Here is an 18,773-nt window from a genome sequence, read left to right as displayed (position 1 = left end):
CATGATTTTTTTCAGGAGAGATGGTTTATCCCTCTCTGCCTAAGGGGTAGCAACATGCTGATTTATGTGATTCCATTTATTTTGTTACTGGTCATCGCGCTGGTGTTAAAAAAGCGTGAGGCCAATAAAGAATCCGAACCAGCAGCAAAAAAACCGGCTGCAGCCAGTAAAACCAAGGCCAAAAAAAGCACCACTACGAAAAAAACTACGGTTAAAAGCACTGTAGTGGCCGAGCCTGTTGCCGAACCACAAGGAAGCACACCACTTCCGGCAGATTTACGCCAGACCATTGAAACCCAGATTCGTGACCGTAACTTTTTCTCGGCCGAAGCGCAGATTAATCAGGCCCTGAAACGCGACCCGTCGTTGCATGAGCTGTATCTGCTGTTACTGGATGTGCATCTGACCCAAAAAGATGAATTTGCCACCCGCCAATTGCTGGATCATCTGAAAAATCTGGGATTGGAAGATATTCTGGTTCAGGCTGAAGCCAGAATCGAAGCCCAGAAAGCCTCTCAAACCAAAGAAGAAACACCGGCCTCTGCAGCGCCAACTACTGCAGCATTTTCTGAAACACCAGTTAGCGCAAAAACACAAACCCCTGCGGATTTTGATGCACTGATTCAATCCAGCAGTTCAAGTACAGCCAACACGTCATTTGACCAGTTACAACAGTCACTCAAAACCGAAACGCCAATCGCAAAAACTGAAAGCGCTCCGGTACCAGATCTGGAATTTACCCCAAGCACCTCGGCTGCGCCTATTAACACCCCTGCGCCAGCAAAAACAGAAGAGGTCCAACCTCTTGAATTCAACCTGTCTTTTGACTCGGCTGCTAGCACACAAGCAGCTACACCGGTCGAACCAGCTCCTGCAGCAGCGCAGGAACCTCAGGCATTAGATTTTTCGTTTGAACTGGAACCTACACCAACCCAAGCTGCACCAGTAACACCAGTTGAGCCAGCGACTCCGGCTGCACAAGAACCTCAGGCACTGGATTTCTCGTTTGAGCTGGAAAAGACTGCAACTGAAGCCGCACCTGCGACCACACCGGCCGTCACCACCCCACCTGCGGAAGAAAAATCAGACTTTAATTTTGATTTCTCGATCAGTCCTACACCGGTGGCTGAACAGCCGGTAGAGCCTGCAGTTACCGCACCAGTAGACACTGCACCGCTATTCCAGTTTGACCTAGATAGCGCACCAACCATTGAAGCGACACCAGCAGCAGCGCCTGAAGCATCAATGGTTGAAGAACCCGCTATGGCTGCCGTGGCGACAACCGCGGTTGATCCGCATGATCCACTGATTCAGTCCTTCCCGGAACTGGCCGAAGTCAATGAAATCCAGCTGAATCTGGAGCTGGCTCAGCAATATATTGAGCTGGGTGCCTATGATGCGGCCCGTGCCCTGCTGGCAGAAAAAGAAGCAAACTATTCTGCAGCACAGCAGCAACACGCCACGCAGTTACTCAATCAAATAGCTTCTTAAAGTAAATCTCACTAAGATAAAGCAGTCATCCTTGGCTGCTTTTTTTATGATGAAAAAAATTGCATTAATTTATATGGGCGGTACCTTTGGCTGTGTCGGCGAGCCACTCAGCCCCATGCCAGCAGAGCAGTTTCTTCCTCAACTGCGTCATGTGTTACCGCTGCATCTATCGGTAGAATGTTTTGTGGCGCCGGTGATTCAGGACAGTAGCCGCTGTACCGCGACCGACTGGTTACGTCTGGTGCAGTTTATCCAGCAGCTGCAGTTACAACAATTTCAGCATTTTGTCGTCATTCATGGCACCGATACTTTAAGCTATGCCAGTGCCGTGCTGGCACACTTTATCGCGCAGTCTGCACATGTAGTGCTGACTGGCAGCCAGTATCCACTGCTGACCATAGATGGACAGAACACCCGTGACTTCAGCGATGCGCTGGATAACCTGAATTTCGCCCTGGAATCGGTGCTGCAATTGCCGGTTGGCGTGTATCTGGCGTTTCATCATCAATGTTTCCATGGTCGCAGCGCCTTAAAATGCCACACCACTGAATTAGATGCTTTTCAGGGTCAGGCCGCCAGCAGTGCTTTACATCAAAAAGAACAAGCCGCCTACTTGGTACAGGCTGCAGATCTGGACAAAGCACAACACTTCAACTGCATGAGTGTGATGATGCAGCCGATTGGTTTAGAGCAGCAGCTCGCCAATTTGAAACTGATCGCCCAGCAGCCACCGCATTGCCTGATTTTACAAGGCTTTGGTACTGGTAATCTGGCTGTAAATGAAACACTCCTGACGTTGCTACAGTCCTTACAGACGCAAGATTGTGCCGTGATTCTGACCACCCAAGTGCCATTTGGCCCATTGGATCAGCGTTATGCGATCAGCAGCTGGATCCAGAACAGTAAAATTTTAGTCAATGATGGCTTTGGACATGCAGATCTGTATGCAAAAGCATTAAAAATGTATTTACAATACCCGCGCAGAGAACAATGGCAACAGCATTGGTATGACTAAGGCCAATTTGAGGTGAATATGCAACGTTTTGCGGTCGGGATTGAATTTTGTGGTATTCGCTACCGGGGCTGGCAAACCCAGCAACTAGGCGTCCCGAGCGTGCAGGAAACGCTGGAAAAGGTCCTCTCCAAAATTGCCGATGAACCGATTATCCTGCATGGCGCTGGCCGTACCGATGCCGGCGTGCATGCCACCAATATGGTGGCACATTTCGACACGGCAGCCATTCGCCCTGAACGCGGCTGGCTGATGGGAGCCAATAGCCAGCTACCCAAAGACATTGCCATTCAGTGGATTAAGGCTATGGACATGGATTTTCATGCCCGCTTTAAGGCCTGTGCGCGCCGCTACCGTTATGTGGTCTATAACCATCCACAGCGCCCGGCCCTGCTGCATAAACAGGTCACCCATGCCTACTATGCGCTGGATGTCGACAAGATGATTGCTGCCGCGCAAAAGTTTGAAGGCACGCATAATTTTGAAAGTTTTCGTGCCGCAGCCTGTCAGTCCAATCAGCCGGTCCGCACCGTCAGCCATTGCCGCCTGATCCGTCACGGGCATTATTTGGTGCTCGATATTCAGGCCGATGGTTTCCTGCATCATATGGTGCGGAATATCATGGGCTGTCTGCTGGAAATTGGCCAAGGTATGTATGATATTGACCATATTGATACAATTTTTGCCGCACAGGATCGTAAAGCGGCTGGTATTACCGCCCCACCCGATGGCCTGTACTTTATCCAGGCGCACTATCCAGAGCAGTTTGACTTGCCTCAAGTGCCTTTAGGTCCGCATTGGCTGAATATGCCGGAATAATTGTATTCCGTCTTACCTCCCTTTTAGCCAGGAAGGATTTTATCCCCGCCATTTCCAGGCTTTAAAAACGAAAGTCACCCTTGCATCAAGCGGCAACTCTAAAAAAATCCCCCTTTAATCAAGGGGGACTGCGGAGATGCTTAACGCTGTTTACGTTTCCGGTACTCGACCGGTGTTTCATTGGTCCAGCGTTTAAAAGCCCGGTAAAAGGTGCTCGGTTCAGAAAATCCGGTCAGATACACAATCCGCTCCACGCTTTCATTGGTATTGGCCAGCAGTTTTTTAGCCAGACGGCAACGATAATCCGAGAGAATCTGCTGGAAACTGGTATTGGCCTCACTCAGCTGGGTGCGTAAACGACGCGGCGTGATATTCAGCTGCGCTGCCACGGTTTCCAATGTGGTTTCCCCACTTTCTAGGGTCGACCCAATCGCCCGACGTACTTCACCGACCAGATCATAACGCGCCAGTTCCTGCAGTTTCTCCAGCGCCAGCTGCTCATGTAACTGCAACAGCTCCGGCTCGGCCTGCCACAGCGGGTATTCTAAAATGGAAGGATCGAAATACAACCGTGTTTCATTCTGCCCCAGACTGACCGGGCACTCATAGACCCGGAAATATTCATCATCGGCAGCGCCCTGCTGGAAATTAAAGTCGATATACAGCGGCTGGAATTTGCCTTCGGTAATAAACTTGAAGAAACGCAAAATGCCCGACATGGCACATTCAGAAAAGTGACGATTGACAATATTGTCAGCCCACGGCTGTTGACCATTGGTTAAATAACAGCGGTCATCTTCAATCACCAGTTTGGCATCAAAGGCATCACTGATTAAACGCTGATAGGCCAGTGCCCGTTTTAAACCTTCACCAAAATTTTCCGAAGAAATAAACAGATGCTCAATCACCTGACCACGATAGAGCGGCAAATGTTCACCCAGATGCAAACCAATATCCGGGTCACGGCTGACTTCTTCCGCCGCCACCCAAAACGCATACTGCGCGCCCAAAGGCGTACGATCATTGGCCTCAACCTGATTAAGTGCGACACCTGCTTTTGTTAATATTTCTTCGGTTGGCAAACCGGCACGACGAATCGCTTGGTAGCCTAATCGCAATACAACCGATGCATCAGTTAGCTGACCCACGCAAAGACCTTCCTTGTATGTTCTTCATTTATACTTAAAAAGATTGATTTTAGATTAACTGTGATTGACCAAACTGACAACCATCCACCACGTTTTTTTGTAGAAAAAATTTAAATGTTTTGTTCGCTTATTTTACTGACAGATGATTCATCTGCGGCGGGTTTCACCTTGATTTTTTCAAAAAAATTGACTATAATTTGCGCCTTTCCAATTTGATCATCAGGTAGGCTATGGCCAATAAAGAGGAACTCATCGAGTTCGAAGGCGTTGTCACCGAAACGCTTCCTAATACTATGTTCCGTGTACGTTTAGAAAACGGTCACGAGGTGATTGCCCATATTTCAGGTAAAATGCGCAAGCACTATATTCGCATTTTAACTGGCGACAGCGTGAAAGTTGAAATGACGCCTTATGACTTAACGAAAGGTCGTATTACCTATCGTGCACGCTAAGTTTTAGCGCAAGCAAAAAGCCACCTTCAACAGTGGCTTTTTTATTGGCTGCTGATGCTGCGTAACAGCCAAGAATGGCGTCAAGATCTGCCGCTTATCGAATATACACATATTTTTAGGCTGTCCTTGCCTAGAATGAAGTTTTATTCAATGGAGATCGCGCATGTTTGTCTCTCGCTCCGTTGCTTTGGCGCTCCTCGCGTTCAGTCTCTCCGCTTGTGTAACCACGCCGTCCAGTACCCGAGCTGAACGTGATGCCTATCTGGCCCAATTTGTCGGCCAGTCCAGCCAGCAGATTCGCCAGCAGCTCGATTTAAGCCTGCTCGGTTACGAACAGGTCAGTTCACCACAAATCAGCCCACAGGCGCTCACCTACACCGTTATACGCCCAATCAGCATTCCGATTCCTGTAGCGAATGCCCCGGCCACCGGTCCAGCCCATATTCCAGCGCCCATTGGCCCAGCCAACAGCTATGATGTTAACCTGCACTGCCAGATTGTGTTCCGGCTGGAACAGAATATTGCCCACTCTGTACACTATAGCGGTCGCACCTGTTAAGCGCTGAATCTAGACCTAGCTATTCAATAGCCATAAAAAAACGCAGCCTGCAGCTGCGTTTTTTGATTTGCTGTCGAGACTTAGCCCAATGCCGCAACCACAGCCTGACCCATTTCCTGAGTACCCACTTTATTCATGCCTTCAGACATGATGTCAGCCGTACGTAAACCTTGATCAAGCACATTGCCCACTGCATCTTCAATCGCTTTCGCGGCAGCTTCTTCACGGAAGGTATAACGCAGCATCATTGCCACAGACAAGATGGTCGCCAACGGGTTGGCAATGTTCTGGCCAGCGATGTCTGGTGCTGAACCATGACATGGCTCATACATACCTTTGCCATTTTCATCTAGCGACGCTGATGGCAACATACCGATAGAACCGGTCAGCATTGCTGCTTCATCAGACAGGATGTCACCAAACAGGTTACCGGTTACCAGTACGTCAAACTGTTTTGGCGCACGTACCAATTGCATTGCAGCATTGTCGACATACATGTGGGACAGGTTGATTTCTGGATATTGTTCAGCATGTAGCTGGGTCACGGTCTGCTTCCACAGCTCAGTCACTTCCAGCACGTTGGCTTTGTCCACCGAGCAGACTTTACCACCACGCAGTTTGGCCATTTCAAAAGCCACTTTGGCAATACGCTTGATTTCTGATTCAGCATAGACGTCGGTGTTAAAGCCCTGTTTCTCGCCATTTTCCAGCTCGCGAATACCACGTGGCTGACCAAAGTAAATCCCACCCGTCAGTTCACGTACAATCAGGATATCCAGACCCGATACAATTTCCGGCTTTAAGCTAGACGCATCAGCCAGTTGCGGATACAGAATCGCTGGACGCAGGTTAGCAAACAGGTTTAATTCGCTACGTAATTTTAACAGGCCACGTTCCGGGCGGATCGAACGCTCAATCGTATCCCATTTTGGACCACCAACTGCACCAAGCAATAAAGCATCGGCTTTTTTCGCCTGTTCAGACGTCACATCCGGATAAGGCGAACCATGCGCATCAATCGCGGCACCACCTAACAATCCCTGTTCCCACGTCAAGCCCAGATTGAACTTTTCATTAACACGCGTAAGCACCTGCTCCGCTGCTGTGACGATTTCTGGGCCAATACCGTCACCGGCAAGAATCAAAATATGTTTTGACATGAGTTTTTCCATTTCCTGTAGCAGTCAACGACTGTGGAGACTAAATTTTCTGTTCCACAAATTCCCCCAGTCCATTTAAGACATTATAAGGTTTGCAGAAACGTCGAATAATTTTCTGGTTTTGTAAAAGATCCACACACAGCGGCTCTGGCGCCGAAACATTCAGCAGACTGCCTTTATGCTTGCTGCGGTCACGGTACATTTTAAAAGTGTACGTTTGACGCGGCTTAAACTGATGAATGACGTGCAGGGTTTCGGCCTGATCACGGGAAATCGGATAGAACCGGATCACCACTTCATGCTGTTTGGCCGGAACCGACAGATACAGCGGATTAGGCTGTCGTAGTGAATCTGCCTGCAAACGCACCAGTCCCTGCTTGATGGCTTCACGACTCAGACGCTGACTTTCAGCATCCATGATCATGACCCGGTTCAAGCGTTCAAACTCGCAATGCTCGGTACCTGAACAATAAATACGTGCATTGGATTGGGATGCCTGTGTCTCTTTTACCTGTTTTAGACGTGCTGTATCCCAGGTTTGACATGCTGTTAACAGCGTAGCCACTCCCCCCAATACAGCAAGCCGACGAAAAACCTTCAACATAGCCCGAGCCCAACCTCATCAAAAAGCAGAATATTTAAATTATTATGCCTTGAATGTTAACAAGAGTTCGACGCCCGTGCTATGCCTATTTACGAAATAACTTAAGCTTGAATTTCCGCAAACACCCACGGACGCGCGGCTTTGGTTTTCTCCTCATACGCGCGAATATCATCGGCATCTTGCAAGGTCAAACCAATATCATCCAGACCGTTTAACAGGCAATGCTTACGGAATGGATCAACTTCAAACTTGAATGCTTCACCGTTTGGCGTACGGACTTCCTGTGCTTCAAGGTCAATAGTTAACTGATAACCTTCATTGGCTGCACATTCCTTAAATAGCTGATCAACCTGCGCTTCGGTTAAAATCACCGGTAACATGCCGTTTTTAAAGCAGTTATTAAAGAAGATATCCGCAAAACTTGGGGCAATGACTGTACGCAAGCCGTATTCACTTAAAGCCCACGGCGCATGCTCACGGCTGGAACCGCAACCAAAGTTGGCACGTGAAATTAAAATGCTGGCGCCCTGATAACGCGGCTGGTTCAAGACGAAATCTGGGTTTTTAGGACGGGTTGAATTGTCCTGACCCGGATAGCCTTCATCTAAATAACGCAATTCATCAAACAGGTTGTCACCGAAACCGGTACGTTTGATTGATTTCAAGAACTGTTTTGGAATAATTAAATCGGTATCGACATTGGCACGGTCTAAAGGTGCAACGATACCCTGTTCAACGGTATAAGCTTTCATATTTATGTTCCAATGAATCCGTAGTCTCTCTCACATCCGCTCCAGCAAGGAGCGGCCTGGGATGAGGGCTTAAACTTAGAATGAACGAACATCCACAAAGTGACCGGCAATTGCCGCTGCTGCTGCCATGGCCGGGCTGACCAGATGGGTACGACCACCATTGCCCTGACGACCTTCAAAGTTACGGTTTGAGGTCGATGCACAGTGCTCGCCTGGCTGTAACTTGTCGGCATTCATGGCCAGACACATCGAGCAGCCAGGTTCACGCCATTCAAAACCGGCTTCCAGGAAGACCTTGTCCAAACCTTCTGCTTCCGCCTGCTGTTTGACCAAACCAGAACCCGGTACCACCATCGCCTGTTTAATGCTTGGCGCCACTTTACGGCCTTTGATCACATCTGCCGCAGCACGGATATCTTCAATACGCGAGTTGGTGCATGAACCAATAAAAACACGATCCAGCTGGATATCTGCCAAAGCCTGACCAGCAGTTAAGCCCATATATTGATAAGCACGGGTCCAGTCATTGCGCTGTACCTCATCTTTGGCCTGTTCCAAAGTTGGTACTGCCTGAGAAACCGGAATGACCATTTCAGGTGAAGTACCCCAAGACACTTGCGGCTCAATCTCTTCACCCTGTAATACCACGACAGTATCAAAATGCGCATCGGCATCTGAATGCAAGGTATTCCAGTACGCCACAGCCTGATCCCATTGCTCGCCTTTTGGTGCATAAGGACGGTCTTTTACATATTCAATGGTTTTTTCATCGACTGCGACCATACCGACACGCGCACCGGCTTCAATTGCCATGTTACATACGGTCATACGGCCTTCAATCGACATATCACGGAACACCTGACCGCCAAATTCAATGGCATGGCCCGTACCGCCTGCTGTACCGATTTTGGCAATAATCGCCAGCACCACGTCTTTCGGGGTCACGCCCTGGCCCAACTGACCATCTACGCGCACCAGCATGTTTTTCATTTTCTTCTGAATTAAACATTGCGTGGCCAACACGTGCTCAACTTCTGAAGTTCCGATCCCGTGTGCCAGACAGCCAAAGGCACCATGGGTCGCGGTATGCGAGTCGCCACATACCACCGTCATTCCCGGCAAGGTTAAACCCTGCTCTGGTCCAACCACGTGAGCAATCCCCTGACGGATATCGTTAATATCAAATTCAACGATATTAAAAGTCTTACAGTTATCGTCTAAGGTTTGCACCTGAATACGCGAAGTATCATCTTCAATACCGGCTACGCCCTGCTCACGCTCTTTTTTCGAGGTCGGTACATTATGGTCCGGAGTCGCAATATTGGCACTTAAACGCCATGGCTGACGGCCAGCCAGTTGCAAACCTTCAAAGGCCTGTGGAGAGGTAACTTCATGCAACAAATGACGGTCGATGTACAATAAAGCCGAACCATCATCACGCTGTTTTACCAAGTGGTCATCCCACAATTTGTCATATAATGTTTTTGCTTTTTGGGTTTCGCCTGCCATGTCGATGTGCTCCACTGGACTGGGTAATTCTGTCATTAATTTCGATTATAACCACACAATTACATAAATCTAATTTATCATTTTTATCAGTTAAAAAACTTTATGGAATAAATATAATTGATTTTTGCTCAGATTAACATCTGATTAAAAATTCAATTTTCCGATTGAATTTTACAAAATATTCGTTTTTACAAATTAATTCGTACTGACTATGATGATGTTATCAGCACTGAATTGTAGATACGAGGAACATCATCATGGCGCATATTCAAAACTTTGTCGCAAACAACCAGCGAATGTTTAAAAAGACTTTTAGCTACTATGTGATGCACATTACGGTGGCCATGCTTGTCGGCTATTTCGTTACCGGCAGTCTGTGGATGGCCATTACCTTAAGCTTATTGGAACCAACAGTACAGGCGGTGGCCTATTTTATTCATGAACGCATGTGGGAAAAGAAAGCACAAGACGGCACAGAGGAAATCACCGCCTAGCCTATTTTTCGCCCGGTGTTCCTCCCAAAAGATCATCTTCAGGATGATCTTTTTTATTTTAATATAACTTAAATTACTGTTTTTAAAATATTTATATTCAAGTTATGGTTGTTGAACTTCAATTTATAGAAAAATAATCTTTGATTAATTCTAAAAATTTCTAAATAATAATTTTAAGCATAAAAAATCTTTATAGGTGATTGCGATGAATCTTGCAGCATTTGAAGCTTTTGTAAAAGTCATGGAAACCGGTTCGATTTCTTTGGCCGCCGATCAGCTGTTTATTACCCAGCCCGCAGTCACCAAACGGATTCATAGCCTGGAAGAATATTTTGGGGTCAAGCTGTTTGAGTCGGCCGGCCGTGGCGTGCAGGCAACCCATGCTGCGCATTCGCTGTTACCCAAAGTCAAAAACTGGCTAAATGAACTGGGCGATATTCATCATACTTTAAGCCATGAACAGGGCCAGGTGCAGGGTCGCCTGAAAATTGGCACCAGTCATCATATTGGCCTGCATCATCTGCCCGATCATTTGCGTCGCTATGTCCAAGATTTCCCCGATGTCACCTTAGATGTACATTTTGTCGATTCGGAACAGGCGCATGAACAGGTGCTGGCCGGTGATCTGGAACTGGCCTTTTTAACCCTGCCACCGCAAGGTGATGACCGGCTGCAATATGTCACCATCTGGAATGATCCGCTGGTGTTTGTGGCTGCGCCTTTTCATCCGCTGGCCCAGCAGAAAAGACTGAAACTGGAAGATTTAACCCAGTTCCCGAGCCTGCTACCAGCAGCACAGACCTATACCAGCCAGATTACCCTGGCCGAGTTTGAAAAACAGGGCGTGAAGCCGAAGATCACCATGAGCAATAACCCGCTGGAATCCATCCGCATGCTGGTGTCGATTGGACTGGGCTGGTCAGTGTTACCGAAAACCCTGATTAATCAGGACTTGCAACAGCTGGATATTAATCTGGAAATGAACCGCCAGCTGGGCATGGTCTGGCATCCGGGACGCACACAGTCCAAAGCGGCGCAGGCGCTGGTTAACTTTATGCAGCAGCCGGACTAGGTTCATCGACCGGTCGCATCCTTCTGTACAGTTACTGAACAAAACAGCACGCTGCTCCAAATTGGCGTAATTTGAAAAGACAAGGTGCCCGCACAAGACACCAGGATCTTTATAAAAATGATGCAGGAGCAGAGTGATGAACCAGACCACTTCCCCGCTTGCCTATTCCCCTTCGTTCAGTTCAGCCCAGGCGCTCCAGCAGCGCCTAGCCGGCAGTGCACCGCCTTTACAGCCCAGTCCACGGCTGGATGTTATGCAGGCCGATACGCTACGTGCCACCCTCAAGCAGTATTTTCTGCAAACCTTTGACTGTTATGAATCATTGTTTAGCTGCCTCAACGGCGATGAGGCCTTTTATCACAAACCGATTGCGCTGCGCCATCCGCTGATTTTTTACTATGGCCATACCGCGACATTTTTCATCAACAAACTGCTGCTCAGCAAACTGATTGAACAGCGTATCAATCCACATTTTGAATCCATCTTTGCGGTGGGTGTGGATGAGATGAGCTGGGATGACCTGGATGACAGCCGTTATGACTGGCCGACACCCGCGCAGGTCAAACACTACCGCGATCAGGTGCGTGCCACGGTGCTGGAAATTATTGAAAAGGCACCACTGAGCACGCCAATTGACTGGCAGCATTCGTGGTGGTCGATTCTGATGGGCATTGAACACGAGCGGATTCATCTGGAAACCTCCTCCGTGCTGATTCGCCAGCATGCCCTTGACTATGTCCAGACACAGCCACCATGGCGGCCAAATATCCTGACTAACACCGCACCAGAGAATGCATTGCTTCCAGTGGCAGCCGGCCGGGTACAGCTCGGTAAGGAGCGGCACGACCCGGTTTACGGCTGGGACAATGAATATGGCCAATATCAGGCAGAGGTAGCGGCGTTTGCGGCCAGCCGCTATCTGGTCAGCAATCAGGAATTTCTGGCCTTTGTTGAAGATGCCGGCTATCAGAACGCAAACTATTGGGAAGATGAAGGCTGGCAATGGCGCAGCTTTGCCCAGGCCAAATATCCGACCTTCTGGCGTAAACACGGGCCGGACTGGTCACTCCGGCTGCTGACCGAAGAAGTACCAATGCCGTGGGACTGGCCGGCGGAGGTGAATTATCATGAGGCCAAAGCCTTTTGCCACTGGAAAGCGAAGCAAACTGGTCAGCCAGTACGACTGCCCACCGAAGAGGAATGGTATCGGCTGGTACAGCTGGCTGGCGTAAATGAGCCGTCTGCACCTGCCAATCTGGCGCTGGCCTATGGTGCTTCCTCCTGTCCGGTCAATACCTTCCCGCATGGCGATTTTTATGACCTGCGCGGCAATGTCTGGCAATGGACCGAAACCCCGATTTATCCATTTCCCGGTTTTGTGGTGCATCCGATTTATGATGATTTCAGCACCCCGACCTTTGATGGCCGGCATAATCTGCTCAAAGGCGGTTCCTGGATTTCTGCCGGCAATGAAGCCGAACTGGCCTCACGCTATGCCTTTCGCCGGCATTTTTTCCAGCATGCCGGTTTCCGTTATGTGGTTTCTGATCAGGAGCCGCTGGCGATTCAATCACAATATGAAACCGACCGGCTGGTGTCTGAATATCTGGAATTTCAGTATGGCCGTGAATATTTTGGCGTGGCCAATTTTGCCCAGACACTGGTGCAACTGGCCCTGACCCAGCTGGCCGACAGACCACGACGTAAAGCACTGGATATTGGCTGTGCTACCGGCCGCGCCAGCTTTGAACTGGCCCGTTATTTTGATGAAGTGGTCGGGATTGATTTTTCAGCGCGCTTTATCCAGAACGGCGTCAAACTGGCACAGGGCGAAACCCTGCATTACAGCATCTGCACCGAAGGTGAACTGGTAGACTATCATGCCTGTGATTTAGCCCAGCTTGGACTGGCGGAGGTCCGGGACAAAGTCCAGTTTTACCAGGGTGATGCCTGTAATCTTAAAGCGATTTTCAGAGGCTATGATTTTATTCTGGCAGCCAACTTAATTGACCGGCTGCATCATCCGGCGCAGTTTTTAAGCCAGATTCATACACGGCTGAATATGGGCGGCATTCTGATGCTCAGCTCACCCTATACCTGGATGGAAGAACACACTGTCCGCAGTGAATGGCTGGGTGGCTTTAAAAAAGATGGCGAAAACTGGAGCAGTCTGGATGGCTTAACAGCCTTGCTAGAGCCGCATTTCCGTTTAATGACTGAACCGCAGGACATCCCTTTTGTGATTCGGGAAACCCAGCGCAAGTTTCAGCATACCTATGCGCAGGTCAGCTTCTGGGAACGGATTGCCTAAATGGATAGAAAAGAAAGTGAGGGATCAGGCCAAATTCCGGATTTGGCCTGATGATCTGGAGATTTGAACGAACGATTTAACGGCGAGGCACAGAGTCTTCATGCAGCGCTTCATTCAGCTGGTCGACCGTAATGGCCCACTCCCCATCCGAGGCAATTTTTTCAGCTAAAAACTGACGTTGACCATCACTCCAGAATTCTGCATCCATAATATGAATTTCCGCCGCCAGTTGATGCTGGCCGATAAAATCTTGAATCGCCTGCTCGCTGGAGTCCAGGCCCAGTTGTTCAAACAGATTGGTCATTCTTGGTCGGGTTTGGCGCATGCGTGAATCTCCCTGTTGTTGTTCTTGTCTTCACCATAGCATATAAAACTGCAAATCCTAGTGCTGTTAAAAAAAATTCACCTTTTCATAAATTTGCAAGATAGATGACAACCAGCTCAGACAAAAAACAGGGCCAGTTATAGCGGCCCTGTCTGCTGATCTTGGTGTAGATGAACTGCGCTTTTATTCAGCAGCAATCGACCAGTCCTGAATCTCCCAGCCCTGCTCGACCGCCAAGGCCCGCAGACGATCATCCGGATTCACCGCAATAGCGTGGTCTGCATATTCTAGCAAGAAACGGTCATTGATTGAATCTGAATAAGCCCAGGATTCGGTCACCTCACGTCCGGCCAGCCACTGTTCCAGACGTACCAGTTTGCCCTGCTGATAACAGGCAGTATTGATGACCTTACCGGTATATTTGCCATCGACCACTTCGGCATTGGTGGCAATGATTTCGCTAATGCCAAATTCACGGAAAATTGGCGCAGTAATAAAATCCGAAGTCGCGGTAATGCCGACCAGTGCATGTCCGGCCTCACGATGACGCTGAATCGCCTTAAAACCTTCCGGGCGCATTTGTGGACGAATCACTTTTTGCATAAACAACTCATGCAGTTCGGTCAGGTAGTGTGACTCGTGCTGGGTCAGAAATTCGAATACAAATTCGTTATAGGCAATCGGGTCAAGCTGGCCAGCTTTGTAATCTTCATAAAATTTGTCATTCATGGCGCGGTGATGAACCGGATCGACCAGACCTTCATTGACTAAAAACTCACCCCAGGAATGATCCGAATCTGTATTTAACAAGGTGTGATCGAGATCAAATAGCGCCAATTTCATGAAAATACTCGTAAAAACTGAAATTTAAGAAAAAATTTGTAAATCTATCTCCGCTAGTCGATAGAAATTCGTTAAGATCATAGCAATTTTAACATTTTTAAACTTTGCTTTTTTTCGTGTTGGATACAGAAATAAAAATCCCCGGAAGCAAAGGCATAATTTACAGAATATTTAGGTAGCCAAATGATCGACTCAGAAGGTTTCCGACCCAATGTCGGGATCATTTTGGCAAACGACTTTGGACAGGTTTTATGGGCAAAACGCATTGGACACAATGCATGGCAATTTCCACAAGGAGGTATCCAGCATGGAGAAACCCCTGAGCAGGCACTTTATCGTGAGCTGAGAGAAGAAGTTGGCTTACTGCCCGAACACGTTCAAATTATCGCACAAACGAAAGGTTGGCTGCGTTACCGTTTGCCGCACCGTTACATCCGGCCCGATTCCGATCCGGTATGTATTGGTCAAAAACAGAAGTGGTTTTTACTCAAACTCACGGCCTCGGCCCAGTTGATTCAGCTCAACCTGTCCGATCCGCCCGAGTTTGATCAATGGCAGTGGGTCAGTTACTGGTACCCACTGGGTCAGGTCGTGAATTTTAAACGCGATGTGTACCGCAAGGCGATGGTGGAATTATGTCATCAATTGCCATCTAAGAAAGCCTGAAAAAAGCTGTATGATCATGCAGATTTTTTAAACGACTCTTGCTATAAAGAGAACAGAACTGGAACGCTGATTTGGAGCAGACTTTATGTCGAATATGCAACTGGATACCCTAAGACGCATTGTGCAGGAAATTAATGCGTCCACCAGTTTGCATGAATCGCTCGACATTATGGTCAATCAGGTTGCTGAAGCCATGCATGTCGATGTCTGCTCTATTTACCTGCTTGATGAGCGCAACCAGCGTTATCTGCTGATGGCCTCTAAGGGTTTGAATCCGGAAGCGGTCGGCCATGTGTCCCTACATACCGGTGAAGGTCTGGTGGGGCTAGTCGGCCAGCGCGAAGAAATCGTCAACTTGGACGATGCACCGAAACATGAACGCTTCCTGTATTTACCAGAAACTGGCGAAGAAATTTATAATTCCTTCCTCGGCGTGCCGGTCATGTACCGTCGTAAGGTCATGGGCGTACTGGTGGTGCAGAACAAAGAATGTCAGGACTTTAGCGAAGCGGCTGAATCCTTTCTGGTCACGCTCTGCGCCCAGCTCTCTGGCGTGATTGCCCATGCGCATGCCGTCGGCAATATTGATGTCTTCCGTAAACCCAGCAATTTGCCAGCCTACAAAACCTTCCAGGGCGTTTCCGGCTCGGGCGGGATTGCGCTTGGCCGTGCGGTCATTCTCTATCCACCAGCAGATTTGGCGGCGGTACCTGACCGTGAAGCCGATGACATCAGCGAAGAACTGAAACTGCTCGACACTGCGCTGGATGCCGTGCGTCAGGAAATTCAGGCGCTGGATGACAAAATGCAGGATGCGCTGATGGCCGAAGAACGCGCCCTGTTTAGCGTGTTCCTGCGTATGCTGGATGAAAATGCCCTGCCGGCGGAAATTAAAGAACTGATTCGGGATGGCAATTGGGCACAAGGTGCGGTGCGGATTGTCATTGACAGCCACATTGCCCAGTTTGCCCAGATGGAAGATGACTACCTGCGCGAACGGGTCTCCGACTTAAAAGATCTCGGCCGGCGTATTCTGGCCTATTTGCAGGAAGCCGATGCCAGCCACCGCGAACTGACCGATGAAAGTATTCTGATTGGTGAAGAAATCTCGACCGCGGCACTGGTGGAATTACCGGTCGATAAAATTGCCGCAATTGTCACCACCGAAGGCGCCATGAACTCACATATGGTGATTGTGGCGCGCGCACTGGGTATTCCAACCGTGGTCGGGGTGACTGAACTGCCGATCAACACCCTCGATGACGTAGAAATGATTGTCGATGCGCATCAGGGCCGGGTGTTTATTAATCCGCCACGGCGTTTACGCACCCGCTATAAAGAAATTCAGAAAGAAGAAGAACTGATTGCCAAAGACCTGAAACAGTATGAAACTAAGGACGCCGTTACCCCAGACGGCGTGACGGTCAAACTGTATGTCAATACCGGTCTGATGATTGATGTGGTACGCGGGGTACAACGTGGTGCCAAAGGGGTCGGCCTATACCGCTCTGAAATTCCGTTTATGCTGCGGGACCGTTTCCCGGGCGAAGAAGAACAGCGTGCCATTTACCGCCAGCAGCTGAGCCACTTTGCCAATAAACCGGTGGTAATGCGTACCCTGGATATTGGCGCAGACAAAGACCTGCCGTATTTCTCGATTGAAGAAGAAAACTCGGCGCTAGGCTGGCGCGGGATTCGCTTCACCCTCGATCATCCGGAAATTTTTTCTTCGCAAATTCGCGCCATGCTCAAAGCCAGCATTGGCTTGAACAATCTGCACATCCTGCTGCCAATGGTCACCAGCGTCAATGAAGTCGAAGAAGCGCTGTATCTGCTAGATCGTGACTGGCATGCGGTACAGGAAGAAGAACAGGTCAAGATCAATAAACCGCGTATCGGGATTATGGTAGAAGTGCCCAGTGTGCTGCTGCAGATTGATGAATTTGCCGAACTGGTCGATTTCTTCTCGGTCGGTTCCAATGACCTGACCCAGTATCTGCTGGCAGTGGACCGTAACAATCCACGCGTGGCCAACGTCTATTCGCATTTCCATCCATCAGTGCTACGCGCACTGACCCGTCTGGTCAAGGAATGTCACAAGTACGATAAACCGGTCAGCATTTGTGGTGAAATGGCCGGTGATCCGCTATCTGCGGTGCTGTTGATGGCGATGGGCTTTAATACCCTGTCGATGAGTTCGAGTAACATTCTGCGCGTGCGTAAAGCGATTTGCCATGTGCCGATGAGCGAAGCACAGGAGCAGCTGGAACGGGTGCTGAAAATGAATAATTCGCTGATGGTGAAAAGCTGGATGGAATATTATTTTAAAACCCATGGTCTGGGCGATATGGTCAAGGCCTCTACCCGGATTGTTGGCGCTTAAGCCATATTTTGATTTAAATCAGACAGAATGAATAAGGGCGATAATCATCAGAATATCGCCCTTGTTTGTGTTTGCTATAGCCGCGTTTGGCATTCTTTTTCCGGTCGACAAAAACCTGGCTCTTGTTGACCTCATGCATATATTTGGCCACGAAGTTATGCTGAATCACTTCTGGCTGTTTTTTCTTTGCCATCACTTTATCCTTCCGGTTCATGATTTGAATGCAGGTGTTCCTGCGCTGTATTGATGGGTACATTTGCGCAAAATTCAAGCGCATTTTAGCCTTAAAACTGCGTTTTGCTTCCCGTCGACATCCCTTTGGAATGGGGAGTCAATCATACATTTTTTTGGACAATTCAGCAGCAATTTTGCGACAGTCATGTAACAATAAAAGAAACGGTATAGAAAAATTTTGCAGTGTTTTTCTGAACATTCTTCAGTCAAAAAATGAAAGTAGATTCAGCTGCTCTGCCCCTATAATTATACCACAAAATCTTATATTTTTTATTATTTTGCAAAGACTTAGCAGTTATATAGCACGCTAGAAAAAACTTCCTGATAGGCTAAGATGAAGCTAGAAGATCAATTCAAACAGCCTCTTCCAAAACAGGAGTTCACAGCATGATTTATGAAGTTTCTGGAGATATTTTATTAAGCCAGGCTCGTGCCATTGCCCACGGTGTTGCCCCAAATGATAACTTTGCCACCGGACTGGCTTTAAGTCTGCGCGAACACTGGCCAGCGCTGTATAAAGACTTCCGGAACTATTGCCATATTTACCATCCTAAAGCGAGTGAGCAGTGGACCTGGGTCAATGCCGAAGGTCAGCGCATCATTAACCTGATGACTCAGGAAGCAGCCTATGACAACGGTTCTAAGCCGGGTAAAGCATCGACAGAATACGTCAACCGCACCCTGAAAAACCTGAAACAGCTGGTTGAAGCCGAGAATATTGAAAGTTTGGCGCTGCCACGTCTGGCTACCGGTGTCGGCGGTCTGGATTGGGAAGAAGTCCGCCCGCTAATTTACAAGCATTTAGAAGACCTGAATATTCCGGTTTATATCTACACCCTGTACCAGAAAGGGGTTAAAGCAGACGAACCGGCGCATTAAGCCAAACTCGTTTGATCGTTAGCGTGAGACTGATGCCGGGATCACACGGCTGCGCAACTG

At 48.6% G+C, this 18,773-nt stretch carries 19 protein-coding genes; 11 read left to right on the top strand and 8 right to left on the bottom strand.

All coding sequences use genetic code 11. The features are described 5' to 3' along the window. Positions 1-54 precede the first annotated feature (54 nt). The 3 genes from F905_RS14130 to truA are packed head-to-tail and all read left to right on the top strand — an operon-like array spanning position 55 to position 3,322. Positions 55-1,491 (top strand): hypothetical protein, encoded by a 1,437-nt coding sequence (locus F905_RS14130; RefSeq protein WP_005182070.1) that lies wholly within the window; start codon positions 55-57, stop codon positions 1,489-1,491. Between the two features lie 46 nt (positions 1,492-1,537). Beyond that, the gene (locus F905_RS14125) at positions 1,538-2,506 is read left to right on the top strand and encodes an asparaginase domain-containing protein (RefSeq protein WP_005182067.1); all 969 of its coding nucleotides are present in this window, start codon (positions 1,538-1,540) and stop codon (positions 2,504-2,506) included. Between the two features lie 18 nt (positions 2,507-2,524). Beyond that, positions 2,525-3,322 carry a tRNA pseudouridine(38-40) synthase TruA gene (gene truA / locus F905_RS14120; RefSeq protein ID WP_005182064.1) on the top strand — a complete coding sequence of 266 codons (798 nt, stop codon included), beginning with the start codon at positions 2,525-2,527 and terminating at the stop codon, positions 3,320-3,322. A 140-nt stretch (positions 3,323-3,462) separates the two neighbouring features. Here the strand turns inward: truA and F905_RS14115 are convergent, their stop codons facing one another. Then, entirely contained in the window at positions 3,463-4,470 is a 1,008-nt protein-coding gene (locus tag F905_RS14115) for an AraC family transcriptional regulator (RefSeq protein ID WP_005182061.1), read from the bottom strand. 230 nt (positions 4,471-4,700) lie between these two features. On the opposite strand from F905_RS14115, the gene infA reads away from it, so the two are divergent. Beyond that, a complete protein-coding gene (infA, locus tag F905_RS14110) occupies positions 4,701-4,922 on the top strand; it encodes a translation initiation factor IF-1 (RefSeq protein ID WP_001284370.1) in 222 nt (73 codons plus the stop codon). Between the two features lie 163 nt (positions 4,923-5,085). Continuing rightward, positions 5,086-5,481, top strand: a complete 396-nt coding sequence (locus F905_RS14105; RefSeq protein ID WP_005182059.1) for a hypothetical protein — start codon at positions 5,086-5,088, stop codon at positions 5,479-5,481. An 80-nt stretch (positions 5,482-5,561) separates the two neighbouring features. Here the strand turns inward: F905_RS14105 and leuB are convergent, their stop codons facing one another. The 4 genes from leuB to leuC all read right to left on the bottom strand — a co-directional run bounded on the left by leuB (position 5,562) and on the right by leuC (position 9,506). Beyond that, positions 5,562-6,641 carry a 3-isopropylmalate dehydrogenase gene (leuB, locus tag F905_RS14100; protein ID WP_005182055.1) on the bottom strand — a complete coding sequence of 360 codons (1,080 nt, stop codon included), beginning with the start codon at positions 6,639-6,641 and terminating at the stop codon, positions 5,562-5,564. Between the two features lie 40 nt (positions 6,642-6,681). Then, the gene (locus tag F905_RS14095; RefSeq protein WP_005182052.1) at positions 6,682-7,245 is read right to left on the bottom strand and encodes a hypothetical protein; all 564 of its coding nucleotides are present in this window, start codon (positions 7,243-7,245) and stop codon (positions 6,682-6,684) included. Between the two features lie 101 nt (positions 7,246-7,346). Then, positions 7,347-7,997 (bottom strand): 3-isopropylmalate dehydratase small subunit, encoded by a 651-nt coding sequence (leuD, locus tag F905_RS14090; protein WP_005182049.1) that lies wholly within the window; start codon positions 7,995-7,997, stop codon positions 7,347-7,349. 75 nt (positions 7,998-8,072) lie between these two features. Next, positions 8,073-9,506 (bottom strand): 3-isopropylmalate dehydratase large subunit, encoded by a 1,434-nt coding sequence (leuC, locus tag F905_RS14085; RefSeq protein ID WP_005182046.1) that lies wholly within the window; start codon positions 9,504-9,506, stop codon positions 8,073-8,075. A gap of 257 nt (positions 9,507-9,763) precedes the next feature. On the opposite strand from leuC, the gene F905_RS14080 reads away from it, so the two are divergent. From F905_RS14080 to ovoA, 3 genes are all read left to right on the top strand, one after another. Then, positions 9,764-10,000 carry a DUF2061 domain-containing protein gene (locus F905_RS14080; RefSeq protein WP_005182043.1) on the top strand — a complete coding sequence of 79 codons (237 nt, stop codon included), beginning with the start codon at positions 9,764-9,766 and terminating at the stop codon, positions 9,998-10,000. Positions 10,001-10,205: 205 nt separating this feature from the next. After that, on the top strand, positions 10,206-11,072 hold the full coding sequence (locus F905_RS14075) for a LysR family transcriptional regulator (protein ID WP_005182039.1): 867 nt from the start codon (positions 10,206-10,208) through the stop codon (positions 11,070-11,072). Between the two features lie 136 nt (positions 11,073-11,208). Next, positions 11,209-13,383 (top strand): 5-histidylcysteine sulfoxide synthase, encoded by a 2,175-nt coding sequence (gene ovoA, locus F905_RS14070; protein ID WP_005182036.1) that lies wholly within the window; start codon positions 11,209-11,211, stop codon positions 13,381-13,383. A 76-nt stretch (positions 13,384-13,459) separates the two neighbouring features. On the opposite strand, the gene F905_RS14065 is transcribed toward ovoA, so the two are convergent. Both F905_RS14065 and F905_RS14060 read right to left on the bottom strand, forming a co-directional pair. Continuing rightward, positions 13,460-13,708, bottom strand: coding sequence for a DUF2789 family protein (locus F905_RS14065; RefSeq protein ID WP_005182035.1), 249 nt, complete (start codon positions 13,706-13,708; stop codon positions 13,460-13,462). Positions 13,709-13,891: 183 nt separating this feature from the next. Further along, positions 13,892-14,551 (bottom strand): HAD family hydrolase, encoded by a 660-nt coding sequence (locus tag F905_RS14060; protein WP_005182034.1) that lies wholly within the window; start codon positions 14,549-14,551, stop codon positions 13,892-13,894. A 183-nt stretch (positions 14,552-14,734) separates the two neighbouring features. Between F905_RS14060 and F905_RS14055 the strand changes: the two genes are divergently transcribed. Further along, positions 14,735-15,217, top strand: a complete 483-nt coding sequence (locus F905_RS14055) for an RNA pyrophosphohydrolase (protein WP_005182032.1) — start codon at positions 14,735-14,737, stop codon at positions 15,215-15,217. 85 nt (positions 15,218-15,302) lie between these two features. Beyond that, complete coding sequence (ptsP, locus tag F905_RS14050) at positions 15,303-17,600, top strand: phosphoenolpyruvate--protein phosphotransferase (RefSeq protein ID WP_005182028.1); 2,298 nt, start codon at positions 15,303-15,305, stop codon at positions 17,598-17,600. A gap of 13 nt (positions 17,601-17,613) precedes the next feature. On the opposite strand, the gene F905_RS14045 is transcribed toward ptsP, so the two are convergent. Continuing rightward, positions 17,614-17,793 carry a DUF7230 family protein gene (locus F905_RS14045; protein ID WP_005182025.1) on the bottom strand — a complete coding sequence of 60 codons (180 nt, stop codon included), beginning with the start codon at positions 17,791-17,793 and terminating at the stop codon, positions 17,614-17,616. A 428-nt stretch (positions 17,794-18,221) separates the two neighbouring features. Between F905_RS14045 and F905_RS14040 the strand changes: the two genes are divergently transcribed. Next, positions 18,222-18,713: a macro domain-containing protein gene (locus F905_RS14040; protein ID WP_005182023.1), complete on the top strand. Its 492-nt coding sequence runs from the start codon at positions 18,222-18,224 to the stop codon at positions 18,711-18,713. Positions 18,714-18,773: the final 60 nt, after the last annotated feature.

Source organism: Acinetobacter sp. CIP 53.82 (assembly GCF_000369465.1).
In the GTDB taxonomy this organism is placed as follows: Bacteria; Pseudomonadota; Gammaproteobacteria; order Pseudomonadales; family Moraxellaceae; genus Acinetobacter; species Acinetobacter indicus.
This window is presented reverse-complemented; position numbering and strand designations above follow the sequence as displayed.